Annotated in this window: 10 protein-coding genes and 2 tRNA genes; all 12 read left to right on the top strand. The window is 61.5% G+C overall.

Going from position 1 to position 12,091, the window contains the following annotated elements; all coding sequences use genetic code 11:
- Positions 1 to 149 precede the first annotated feature (149 nt).
- The 12 genes from AC1RR7_RS21410 to AC1RR7_RS21465 all read left to right on the top strand — a co-directional run bounded on the left by AC1RR7_RS21410 (position 150) and on the right by AC1RR7_RS21465 (position 12,091).
- A complete protein-coding gene (locus AC1RR7_RS21410; RefSeq protein ID WP_493158394.1) occupies positions 150 to 2,801 on the top strand; it encodes a motility hub landmark protein FimV in 2,652 nt (883 codons plus the stop codon).
- A gap of 151 nt (positions 2,802 to 2,952) precedes the next feature.
- On the top strand, positions 2,953 to 3,777 hold the full coding sequence (gene truA / locus AC1RR7_RS21415; RefSeq protein WP_173861340.1) for a tRNA pseudouridine(38-40) synthase TruA: 825 nt from the start codon (positions 2,953 to 2,955) through the stop codon (positions 3,775 to 3,777).
- Between the two features lie 64 nt (positions 3,778 to 3,841).
- Positions 3,842 to 4,456, top strand: coding sequence for a phosphoribosylanthranilate isomerase (locus tag AC1RR7_RS21420; protein ID WP_096821201.1), 615 nt, complete (start codon positions 3,842 to 3,844; stop codon positions 4,454 to 4,456).
- 192 nt (positions 4,457 to 4,648) lie between these two features.
- On the top strand, positions 4,649 to 5,569 hold the full coding sequence (gene accD, locus AC1RR7_RS21425; protein ID WP_096821202.1) for an acetyl-CoA carboxylase, carboxyltransferase subunit beta: 921 nt from the start codon (positions 4,649 to 4,651) through the stop codon (positions 5,567 to 5,569).
- Positions 5,566 to 6,873, top strand: a complete 1,308-nt coding sequence (folC, locus tag AC1RR7_RS21430; RefSeq protein ID WP_493158395.1) for a bifunctional tetrahydrofolate synthase/dihydrofolate synthase — start codon at positions 5,566 to 5,568, stop codon at positions 6,871 to 6,873. The genes accD and folC overlap by 4 nt, the downstream gene beginning before the upstream one ends.
- Complete coding sequence (locus AC1RR7_RS21435; protein WP_192560226.1) at positions 6,857 to 7,525, top strand: SPOR domain-containing protein; 669 nt, start codon at positions 6,857 to 6,859, stop codon at positions 7,523 to 7,525. The genes folC and AC1RR7_RS21435 overlap by 17 nt, the downstream gene beginning before the upstream one ends.
- 98 nt (positions 7,526 to 7,623) lie before the next feature.
- On the top strand, positions 7,624 to 8,184 hold the full coding sequence (locus AC1RR7_RS21440; protein WP_007956464.1) for a CvpA family protein: 561 nt from the start codon (positions 7,624 to 7,626) through the stop codon (positions 8,182 to 8,184).
- Positions 8,185 to 8,225: 41 nt separating this feature from the next.
- Positions 8,226 to 9,731: an amidophosphoribosyltransferase gene (gene purF / locus AC1RR7_RS21445; protein ID WP_007956466.1), complete on the top strand. Its 1,506-nt coding sequence runs from the start codon at positions 8,226 to 8,228 to the stop codon at positions 9,729 to 9,731.
- A gap of 80 nt (positions 9,732 to 9,811) precedes the next feature.
- Positions 9,812 to 11,023 carry an O-succinylhomoserine sulfhydrylase gene (locus AC1RR7_RS21450; RefSeq protein WP_102621535.1) on the top strand — a complete coding sequence of 404 codons (1,212 nt, stop codon included), beginning with the start codon at positions 9,812 to 9,814 and terminating at the stop codon, positions 11,021 to 11,023.
- On the top strand, positions 11,020 to 11,796 hold the full coding sequence (locus tag AC1RR7_RS21455) for an SDR family oxidoreductase (RefSeq protein ID WP_096821206.1): 777 nt from the start codon (positions 11,020 to 11,022) through the stop codon (positions 11,794 to 11,796). The genes AC1RR7_RS21450 and AC1RR7_RS21455 overlap by 4 nt, the downstream gene beginning before the upstream one ends.
- A 90-nt stretch (positions 11,797 to 11,886) precedes the next feature.
- Positions 11,887 to 11,962: transfer RNA gene (locus AC1RR7_RS21460), tRNA-Val, on the top strand.
- 55 nt (positions 11,963 to 12,017) lie between these two features.
- A tRNA-Asp gene (locus AC1RR7_RS21465) sits at positions 12,018 to 12,091 on the top strand.

Raw genomic sequence — 12,091 nt, forward strand, 5'->3', positions numbered from 1 at the left:
CTTGATGACGTAACACCCTCCGGGACTTTCCGGGGCATCAAAGAAATGATCGCGCGCGGCATGCTGTCGTCGTCGCGCGCAATGCCTTACGGCAGCGACAATCAACATCTTCTCGCTGGCCGAGGAACGTTCAAACAAAGGAAGAGGCTATGGTTCAAGTTCGCAAACTGGTGTTAGCAATAGCGGCCGCCTCGGCGCTGTCCTCCGGTATGGCGCATGCCCTCGGGCTCGGGGAGCTGACCCTGAAGTCGACCCTGAACCAGCCGCTGGTGGCGGAAATCGAGCTGCTCGATGTCAAGGATCTGACCGCTGCCGAAGTGGTACCGAGCCTGGCCTCGCCGGAAGATTTCGCCAAGGCCGGTGTCGATCGCCAGGCCTTCCTCAATGATCTGACTTTCACCCCGGTGCTCAACGCCAGCGGCAAAAGCGTGCTGCGTATTACCTCGAGCAAACCGCTGTCGGAACCGATGGTGAAATTCCTCGTGCAGGTGATGTGGCCTAACGGTCGACTGCTGCGCGATTACAGCGTGCTGCTGGATCCGTCGAAGTTCTCGCCGCAGACCGCCGATGCCGCTGCGCAGCCGGCACCGACGCAAACCATCACCGCGCCGACCACGGGTGCAACGCATTCGACCCATACCACCACGCCACGCGACACCCTATGGGAAATCGCAGCGAAGGCGCGTACTGGCGGTTCGGTCCAGCAGACCATGCTGGCGATTCAGGCCCTGAACCCGGATGCGTTCATCGGCGGCAACATCAACCGTTTGAAAACCGGTCAGGTGCTGCGTCTGCCGGATGAGGTGCAAAGCACCGCGTTGCCGCAGTCCAAAGCCATTGCCGAAGTGGCCGCGCAGAACGAGGCCTGGCGTCAGGGTCGTCGTTATGTGGCCAAGCCAGGCACCGGTCAGCAGCAGCTTGATGCGACCAACCGTGGTCGCGCCAACACCGGTCCTGCCAAGAATGCCAAAGACAACCTGAGCCTGGTCTCGGCTGAAGGTGCCAAGGGTCGCGGCAAGGGCCCGGCCGGCGACGCCAAGGCCTTGAGCAACAAACTGGCGGTGACCCAGGAAAGCCTCGACACGACCCGTCGTGACAATGCGGAACTGAAAAGCCGCATGACCGATCTGCAAAGTCAGCTGGACAAGCTGCAACGCCTGATCGAACTGAAGAACAATCAACTGGCGAAGTTGCAGGCCGAAGGGTCCGCTACTGCGCCAGCTCCCGCAGCCGCCGCACCTGCGGTTGCCCCGGTTCCGGCGATCACCGCCGAACTGGCCGCCACGCCACCGGCCACCCCGGCAGAAGCTGCACCTGTCGCGCCTGCGCCGGAGGCCGTTGCGCCAGCACCGGTTGAGCCGGTGGTCGAGTCGAAGCCTGCCGCCGATGACGAGAAAACCTTCAACGAATTGCTGACCAACCCGATCCTGCTGGGTCTGGTCGGTGGTGGTGCGGTGGTGCTGTTGCTTCTGTTGTTGCTGCTGGCTCGCCGCCGCAAGGCTCAGCAGGAAGCTGAAAAGCACCTGCGCATGGCTCGGGCGCTTGAGGAGCAATCGTTCGCGCCTGAACTCGATCTGCCGGAAAGCAGCTTCGAAGGCCTGGAAGTGCCGGCAGCGAGCGTCAAGCTCACGCCGGCACCAGCAGCGGCGCCTGTTGCCGCTGCGGTGGTGGCTCCGGTCGTGATGGCCGAACCGATCGCCGCGCCGCTGGTGGCCCCGGCGGCCGAGCGTTCCGACGACGTGCTGGACAAGGCGCAGTCGCACATCGACGGCGGTCGTCTGAATCAGGCCGCCGCGTTGCTGGAGGAGGGCGTCAGCCTGGAGCCGCAGCGCAGTGACCTGCGTCTGAAACTGATGGAAGTCTACGGTCGCCAGGGTGATCGTGATGCCTTCGTCGGTCAGGAGCGTCAACTGGTCGCCAACGGCGATAACTTTGCCAAGGTCGAAGAGCTGAAAAGCCGCTTCCCGGCCATGGCGGTCGTCGTGGCGAGTGGTCTGGCCGCTGCTGCCATTGCCGCCGAGCTGGACGCGGAATACGTCAAGGACCTGCTGCTCGACGAGCCTGAAGTGCCTGAAGCGCCTGCTGCCGCGGAAGACGATCTGGACAGCGCTTTCGACCTGAGCCTGGATGATCTCGACAACATCACACCGGTGGAGCCTGTTGCACCGGCGGCGGCTGTCGAGCCTGAAGCGCCGGTTGAGCTGGACGAGTTCCCGGCGGATGACGATCTGAGCTTCGAGTCGGTTCTGCAACAGCAGACCGAGATCAAGGAAAACCTCGACGATCTGTCTGATTTCGACCTGGATCTGGATCTGGGTGCCGATCCTGCGCCTGTGCCGGTTGAATTGGCTGACGACGACTTCCTGCTGGATCTGGACGAAGGCGTGAAGGATCTTGCGCCGGTCGAGCCGCCGGTTGTGGTCGAGCCTCCACTGGATGATCTGGAGCTGCCAGCCGATTTCGACCTGTCCCTGGCTGACGAAATGGATGCCGCCCCGGCCGAGCCGGATGCATTCGCGGCCGAGCTGGATGACGTCAACGCTGAACTGGATCGCCTGTCGGGCAGCATCAACGAGCCAAGCTTCACGGAGGCCGATGCTGCGTTGGGTGGCGATCTGGGTGAGGATGACTTCGACTTCCTCGCTGGCACCGACGAGGCTGCCACCAAACTCGATCTGGCGCAGGCCTACATCGACATGGGCGACAACGACGGCGCGCGTGACATCCTCAAGGAAGTGCTCAGCGAAGGTGACGACAAGCAGAAGAACGAAGCGAAGGAAATGCTTTCGCATCTGGCCTGAGTCAGCGTTCAGCGATAAATAAAACGGCAGCCCTTCGAGGCTGCCGTTTTTGTTTGGGTCTGGTATCCCCGGTTCGCCGCCTTATAATGCCCGCCTTTGTAGATCAGCAGGCTGTACCGACTTGGCAAACATAGATAACCCGGCCGCCGAAATGGCCCCCGAAGGCTTTTTCCGCGTCGCCCTGGGCGTTGAATACAAGGGTTCGCGCTACAGCGGCTGGCAGCGCCAGTCCACAGGCGTGCTCACTGTGCAGGAAACCCTGGAAAAAGCCTTGTCGAAGGTCGCCAATTCGCCGATCTCGCTGCAATGCGCCGGGCGCACGGACGCCGGCGTGCATGCCTGCGGGCAAGTCGTGCATTTCGACACCCAGGTCGATCGTTCGCTGAAAGCCTGGGTCATGGGCGCCAACATCAATTTGCCCCATGACATCAGCGTCAGCTGGGCGAAGGTCATGCCAGCGCACTTTCATGCGCGATTCAAGGCCATCGCCCGGCGTTACCGCTACGTGATCTACAACGATCAGATCCGCCCGGCGCATCTCAATGAAGAAATCACCTGGAATCACCGTCCGCTGGACGTGGAACGCATGGCCGAGGCCGCGCAGTACCTGATCGGTACTCATGATTTCAGCGCGTTCCGTGCCGGGCAGTGCCAGGCGAAGTCGCCGATCAAGAAGATGCATCACTTGCGCGTGACCCGTCACGGCAAAATGATCGTGCTGGACATCCGCGCCAACGCTTTCCTGCACCACATGGTGCGCAACATCGCTGGGGTGTTGATGACGATCGGTGCCGGCGAGCGCTCGCCGGAGTGGATGAAGGAAGTACTGGAGAGCCGCGAGCGGCGCTCCGGCGGTGTCACGGCGCATCCGTTCGGGCTGTATCTGGTGCAGGTCGAGTACCATGACGAGTTCCCGTTGCCCGAGCGTTTCATCGGGCCACATTTCCTTACGGGTTTCTCGGAACTTGACGGCTGACGCCCTCGAATGCATTTGTTACCATCCGGGACTTTCCCGGATTTGCCTTGAGGTTTTTATCGACATGTCGGCCGTTCGCAGCAAGATTTGCGGGATTACCCGCATAGAAGATGCGTTGGCAGCCGTCGAGGCCGGGGCCGATGCCATCGGGTTTGTGTTCTACGCCAAGAGTCCACGGGCGGTAACCGTTCAGCAGGCGCGCGCGATCATCGCTGCATTGCCGCCGTTCGTGACCACGGTCGGGCTGTTCGTCAATGCCAGTCGCTGCGAGCTCGGGGAAATCCTCGATGCCGTGCCGCTGGATCTGCTGCAATTTCACGGTGATGAATCCGTCGCCGACTGCGAAGGCTGGCACCGGCCTTATATCAAGGCCCTGCGGGTCAAGGCGGGCGATGACATCGCCGCCGCCTGCGATGCCTACCCGAGCGCCAGTGGCGTGCTGCTCGATACGTATGTTGAGGGCGTGCCCGGTGGAACCGGCGAGGCGTTCGACTGGTCATTGATTCCGCAGGGTTTGAGCAAGCCGCTGATTCTGGCCGGCGGGCTGACACCGGAGAACGTCGCCGATGCCGTTGCCCGGGTGCGGCCATACGCGGTGGATGTCAGCGGTGGGGTAGAGGCGAGCAAGGGCATCAAGGATCACGCAAAGATTCGGGCGTTCATCAACGCCGTACGTTGATGTGACGGCTGGCAGACTGCCGCCGTCCACAGCTCTGTAGAAAAGAGGCTGAGGGTCTTTTCGGGTTGTACGCAGGTCAGTTTCGCTGACCCGGCAGCCCAGACGATCATCGCCACACATGAATTTAGCTGAAGGGCATACGCGGGGCCGCGAACCAGAGCGTTCGGGCCGCCGGTACTGGAGAAAGAAAGCATGAGCAACTGGTTGGTAGACAAGCTGATCCCTTCGATCATGCGTTCCGAGGTCAAGAAGAGCTCGGTGCCTGAAGGTCTGTGGCACAAATGCCCGTCCTGCGAGGCTGTGCTGTATCGTCCGGAGCTGGAAAAGACCCTGGACGTTTGCCCTAAATGCAACCACCACATGCGCATCGGCGCACGTGCGCGCATCGACATTTTCCTGGATGCCGAAGGCCGTGCCGAACTGGGCGCTGACCTGGAGCCGGTTGACCGTCTGAAGTTCCGCGACGGCAAGAAGTACAAGGATCGTCTGACCGCTGCCCAGAAGCAGACCGGCGAGAAAGACGCACTGATTTCCATGAGCGGCACCCTGCTGGGCATGCCGGTGGTGGTTTCGGCGTTCGAATTCAGCTTCATGGGCGGTTCCATGGGCGCCATCGTCGGTGAGCGCTTCGTGCGCGCCGCCAACTACGCCCTGGAAAACCGTTGCCCGATGATCTGCTTCTCCGCCTCCGGTGGCGCGCGGATGCAGGAAGCCCTGATCTCGCTGATGCAGATGGCCAAGACGTCGGCCGTACTGGCGCGTCTGCGTGAAGAAGGCATTCCGTTCATCTCCGTGCTGACCGATCCGGTCTACGGCGGCGTTTCCGCCAGTCTGGCAATGCTCGGCGACGTCATCGTCGGTGAGCCGAAAGCCCTGATCGGCTTCGCCGGTCCGCGCGTGATCGAGCAGACCGTTCGCGAAAAACTGCCGGAAGGTTTCCAGCGCAGCGAGTTCCTGCTGGAGCACGGTGCAATCGACCTGATCATCGACCGTCGTGAACTGCGTCCACGTCTGGGTAATCTGCTGGCGCAACTGACCGGCAAGCCGACCCCGACCTTCGTTGCTGCGCCGATCGAGCCGATCGTCGTTCCGCCGGTGCCTGCCAACGTATGACCGAGCGCACCCTTGGCGAGTGGCTCGCCTACCTTGAGCAGTTGCATCCCTCGGCCATCGACATGGGGCTGGAGCGTTCGCAACAGGTAGCGTCCCGCATGGGGCTGGGCCAGCCGGCGCCTCGGGTGATTACGGTCACCGGCACCAACGGCAAGGGTTCGACCTGCGCTTTCGTGGCTTCGTTGCTGCGGGCGCAGGGCCTGAGCGTTGGTGTCTACAATTCCCCGCACCTGCTGCGTTACAACGAGCGGGTGCAGCTCAATGGCGTCGAAGCCACTGATGCACAGCTGTGCGAAGCCTTCGCGGCGGTCGAGGCCGGGCGGGGCGAGACTTCCCTGACTTACTTCGAAATGGGCACCCTGGCGGCGTTCTGGCTGTTTCAACAGGCCGGGCTCGATGCAGTGGTGCTTGAAGTCGGTCTGGGCGGGCGTCTGGACACGGTCAACGTGGTCGATGCCGACATCGCGCTGGTCACCAGCATCGGTGTCGACCATGCCGATTACCTGGGCAATACCCGCGAATCCGTGGCCTTCGAGAAGGCCGGGATTTTCCGTCAGGGCAAACCTGCACTGTGCGGCGATCTGAATCCTCCACAACCTTTGCTGGACAAGGCGCGCGAGCTTGCTTGCCCGTTCTTCCTGCGTGGGCGCGATTTCGATCTCGGCATCACTGATCAATTCTGGCAGTGGCGTGGCACTGATGCTGACGGTCAGGTCGTAGAGCTGCGTGATTTGCCGCTGCTTGACCTGCCGATGGAAAACGCCGCGCTGGCCTTGCAGGCTTATCTGCTGCTCGGGTTGCCTTGGGATGCTCAACAGATTGTTGTGGCCTTGCAGGCGACTCGCGTGGTCGGTCGTCTTGATCGCCGTTCGTTCGAGTGGAATGGCAAGCGTCTGAACCTGTTGCTGGATGTCGGTCATAACCCGCATGCGGCGGAGTATCTGGCCCGGCGTCTGGCTGCTCGTCCACCGGTCGGCAAGCGCCTGGCTGTGTTCGGCCTGTTGGCGGACAAGGATCTGGACGGTGTGGTCGGTGAATTGAATGCCAGCGTCCAGCATTGGGCGGTGGCGCCACTGGATTCGCCGCGTGCGCGTCCGGTGGCTGAATTGAATCAGGCATTGCAGAACCTTGGCGCCTCGGTCACGTCTTATGACAGCGTGGCGGCCGCTCTGGAAGGGCAGTGCGCAGTGGCCACCAGCGACGACGAGATCTTGCTGTTCGGATCATTTTATTGTGTCGCCGAGGCCCTTGAATGGCTGTCTCGGCGCTCCACGGAGGAAGCAGCAAATGGCTTTGCTGGATAAGGCGTACAAGCAACGCATGGTCGGTGCCCTGGTGCTGGTGGCGCTGGCGGTGATTTTCCTGCCGATGCTGTTTTCCCGTCAGGACGAACAACGTCAGGTGACCGTCGAGGCGCCGGCTGCACCGCAGGCACCCGCCGTGGCGCAGATCCAGATGGAGACAGTGGCAGTGCCTGAGCCGCAGGTTCTGCCGCAAGAGCCTGTGCCGAGCGATGACGAAGTTGCCGAGCAGACGGCGCCAGCGGCACCGATTGCGCCTGCGCCTGCAGCTCCGGCTCCTGCGCCCGTAGCCAAACCGGTTGCGGTTGCGCCGGCACCGGCTCCCGTGGCCAAACCTGCCGCAGCCCCGGCCCAGCCGATCGCTGCGCTTTCTGCCAAACCGGATACTACCCAGAGTCGCGTCGACGCCAATGGCTTGTCGGTGAGCTGGTCGGTGCAACTGGCCAGTCTGTCGAGCCGCGCCAGCGCCGAAAGCCTGCAGAAGACCCTGCGCAGTCAGGGCTACAACGCTTACATCCGTTCCGCCGATGGCAAGAACCGGGTGTTCGTCGGTCCGCTGATCGAGCGCGCCGAAGCCGATCGTTTGCGCGATTTGTTGAGTCGCCAGCAGAACCTCAAGGGGTTTGTGGTGCGCTTCCAGCCCGAGCGTGGCTGAAAACTATCACCTCGATTGAAATGCACTGACATTCGCAGCTTACCGACAGCCCTGCGCTCTGCTAAAATGCGCCGCCTTATCCGTCTGTAGGCTGCACTGTGCCATTTACCTGGGTTGACTGGGCGATCGTTGCAATCATCGCCATCTCCGCATTGATCAGTTTGAGCCGCGGCTTCGTCAAAGAAGCATTGTCGCTGGTGACCTGGATCATCGCAGGAGCTGTTGCCTGGATGTTCGGTGGCTCATTGTCCGAGTACCTCGCCGGATACATTCAAACGCCATCGGCTCGTGTGATCACGGGCTGTGCCATCATGTTTGTCGCCACACTGATCGTGGGCGCAATGATCAATTATCTTATCGGCGAGTTGGTTCGCGTCACCGGGTTGTCCGGGACCGATCGATTCCTCGGCATGGCCTTCGGCGCTGCGCGTGGCGTGTTGCTGGTGGTCGTGGCGGTCGGGCTGTTGAGCCTGGGGCCGGTACAGCAGGACGGGTGGTGGAAAGAATCACAGCTCGTGCCAAAGTTTCTATTGGTCGCAGACTGGTCCAAGAACCTGATTCTCGGGTGGAGCAGTCAGTGGCTTGCCAGCGGAATCAGCGTACCCGCTGATATTCCGTTCAAGGAGCAACTCTTGCCGTCGGCCAAAACGCCTCAGTGAGTGTTGTTCAGTTCAGATCCATTAAGTAGGGGTTGCGTCGCATGTGTGGCATCGTCGGTATCGTCGGTAAGTCGAACGTCAATCAGGCGCTGTATGACGCGCTAACCGTGCTCCAGCACCGCGGCCAGGACGCTGCCGGTATCGTGACCAGCCATGATGGCCGGTTGTTCTTGCGCAAGGACAATGGCCTGGTGCGTGACGTGTTTCAGCAGCGTCACATGCAGCGCCTGGTCGGCCACATGGGTATCGGTCACGTCCGTTACCCGACCGCCGGCAGCTCGACGTCGGCCGAGGCTCAGCCGTTCTACGTCAACTCGCCTTACGGCATCACTCTGGCGCACAACGGCAACCTGACCAACGTTGAACAGTTGGCCAAGGAAATCTACGAATCCGATCTGCGTCACGTCAACACCAGCTCCGACTCGGAAGTGCTGCTCAACGTGTTCGCCCACGAACTGGCCCAGCGCGGCAAGTTGCAGCCGACTGAAGAAGACGTGTTTGCTGCGGTGACCGACGTGCACAACCGTTGTGTCGGTGGTTATGCGGTCGTGGCGATGGTGACCGGTTACGGCATCGTCGGTTTCCGTGACCCGCACGGCATCCGTCCGATCGTGTTCGGCCAGCGTCACACCGACGAAGGCGTCGAGTACATGATCGCGTCCGAAAGCGTTTCGCTGGACGTGCTCGGCTTCACCCTGATCCGCGACCTGGCACCGGGCGAAGCGGTCTACATCACTGAAGACGGCAAGCTGCACACTCGTCAGTGCGCGACCAACCCGTCCCTGACACCGTGCATCTTCGAACACGTCTATCTGGCGCGTCCGGATTCGATCATCGACGGCGTGTCGGTCTACAAGGCCCGTCTGCGCATGGGTGAGAAGCTGGCCGAGAAGATTCTGCGCGAGCGTCCTGAGCACGACATCGACGTGGTCATCCCGATTCCGGATACCAGCCGTACTGCCGCACTCGAGCTGGCGAACCATCTGGGCGTGAAATTCCGTGAAGGCTTCGTCAAGAACCGTTACATCGGCCGTACCTTCATCATGCCAGGCCAGGCTGCACGCAAGAAATCGGTACGCCAGAAGCTCAACGCCATCGAGCTGGAATTCCGCGGCAAGAACGTGATGCTGGTGGACGACTCGATCGTTCGCGGCACGACCTGCAAGCAGATCATCCAGATGGCCCGCGAAGCCGGTGCGAAAAACGTCTACTTCTGCTCGGCAGCTCCGGCTGTGCGCTTCCCGAACGTGTACGGCATCGACATGCCGAGCGCTCACGAGCTGATCGCGCATAATCGTTCGACTCAGGATGTCGCTGACCTGATCGGCGCTGACTGGCTGATCTATCAGGACCTGCCTGACTTGATCGAAGCGGTCGGCGGCGGCAAGATCAAGATCGAAAACTTCGATTGCGCGGTGTTTGACGGCAAGTACGTCACCGGCGACGTCGATGAGGCTTACCTGAACAAGATCGAACAGGCACGCAACGATGCCTCGAAGGTCAAGACCCAGGCGGTCAGTGCGATCATCGATCTGTACAACAACTGAGTTTCAACCGGCCCTTAGGGGCCGGTTTTGTATCTGGCAAAAGACTTTTATTTATCGAGAACAGGGCAAGGAGTGACAGCATGAGTCAGGAATGGGATGCCGGTCGGCTGGACAGCGACCTTGAAGGCGTAGCGTTCGATACCCTGGCCGTACGTGCCGGTCAGCACCGTACGCCGGAAGGCGAGCACGGTGATCCGATGTTCTTCACTTCCAGCTACGTGTTCCGTACCGCCGCCGACGCCGCTGCGCGGTTTGCCGGGGAAGTGCCGGGCAACGTTTACTCGCGTTATACCAATCCGACCGTTCGCTCGTTCGAAGAGCGCATTGCTGCGCTGGAAGGCGCCGAACAAGCCGTAGCCACGGCGACTGGCATGGCTGCGATCATGGCGGTGGTGATGAGCCTGTGCAGTGCCGGCGATCATGTGCTGGTGTCGCGCAGCGTGTTCGGTTCGACCATCAGCCTGTTCGAGAAGTACTTCAAGCGTTTCGGCGTGGAAGTCGATTACGTTCCGCTGGCCGATCTGTCGGCCTGGGATGCGGCGATCAAGTCCAACACCAAACTGCTGTTCGTCGAATCTCCGTCCAACCCGCTGGCTGAGCTGGTGGATATCACCGCGCTGTCGGAAATCGCTCACGCCAAGGGCGCGATGCTGGTGGTCGACAACTGCTTCTGCACGCCGGCGTTGCAGCAGCCGCTGAAGTTGGGCGCAGACATCGTTGTGCATTCGGCCACCAAGTTCATCGATGGCCAGGGCCGTTGCATGGGCGGCGTGGTTGCCGGTCGCAGCGAGCAGATGAAAGAAATCGTCGGCTTCCTGCGTACCGCCGGGCCAACCCTGAGCCCGTTCAACGCCTGGATCTTCCTCAAGGGTCTGGAAACCCTGAATCTGCGGATGAAGGCGCACTGTGCCAACGCCCAGCAACTGGCCGAGTGGCTGGAGCAGCAGGACGGCATCGAAAAAGTGCATTACGCCGGCCTCAAGAGCCATCCGCAGCACGAACTGGCCCAGCGTCAGCAGAAGGGCTTCGGTGCGGTGGTCAGCTTCGAGGTGAAGGGCGGCAAAGAGGGCGCCTGGCGCTTTATCGATGCGACCCGTTTGATCTCGATTACCGCCAACCTGGGTGACAGCAAAACCACCATCACTCACCCGAGCACCACGTCCCACGGCCGTCTGGCGCCGCAGGAGCGTGAAGCGGCGGGGATTCGTGACAGCCTGATCCGCATCGCGGTCGGTCTGGAAGACGTCGCTGACCTGCAAGCCGATCTGGCGCGCGGTCTGGCGGCGTTGTGATCGAGTTGTCCACTCCGAAGACGGGCACCCATGGCCGCGTTGCGCTGGTCACGGGTGCCGCTCGCGGTATCGGTCTGGGGATCGCGGCGTGGCTGATCAGCGAAGGCTGGCAGGTGGTGCTGTCGGATCTGGATCGGGTGCGTGGTTCCAAAGTGGCGAAAGTGCTGGGTGAGAACGCCTGGTTCATCGCCATGGACGTGGCGGATGAAAGCCAGGTGGCGCTCGGCGTCGCTGAAGTGTTGGGGCAATTCGGTCGTCTGGATGCGTTGGTGTGCAACGCGGCGGTGGCCGATCCGCACAACATCACGCTGGAAAGCCTGGATCTGGCCTACTGGAATCGGGTGCTGGCGGTGAATCTCAGTGGTCCGATGTTGCTGGCCAAGCATTGTGCGCCGTATCTGCGGGCGCACAACGGGGCGATCGTCAATCTGGCCTCGACCCGTGCGGCGCAATCGGAACCTGATACCGAAGCCTATGCGGCGAGCAAGGGCGGCTTGCTGGCGTTGACTCACGCACTGGCGATCAGTCTCGGGCCGGAGATTCGTGTCAATGCGGTCAGTCCGGGCTGGATCGATGCGCGGGATCCCTCTGCGCGCCGCGCCGAGCCTTTGACCGATATCGATCATGCCCAGCATCCGGCGGGCAGGGTAGGGACGGTCGAGGACGTGGCGGCGATGGTGGCCTGGCTGCTGTCGAAGAATGCCGGGTTTGTGACGGGCCAGGAATTCGTGGTCGACGGCGGCATGACCAAGAAGATGATCTACTCGGAATGACATGTTTTTGTCTTTTTGAGAAAAACTTCAATCCTGCTATTGACTTAGGTTCGCTACCTGCGTAAATTTCGCGGCCTCGGAGATGCAAACGGGTGATTAGCTCAGCTGGGAGAGCGTCTGCCTTACAAGCAGAATGTCGGCGGTTCGATCCCGTCATCACCCACCACTCCCCGAGAGACTTGCGAAAGCAAGAGGTAGGCTGAAAGTGCCTCCACCGACGCGCAGCGGTAGTTCAGTCGGTTAGAATACCGGCCTGTCACGCCGGGGGTCGCGGGTTCGAGTCCCGTCCGCTGCG

The sequence above is a fragment of the Pseudomonas sp. GW821-FHT11G12 genome (genome assembly GCF_058808055.1).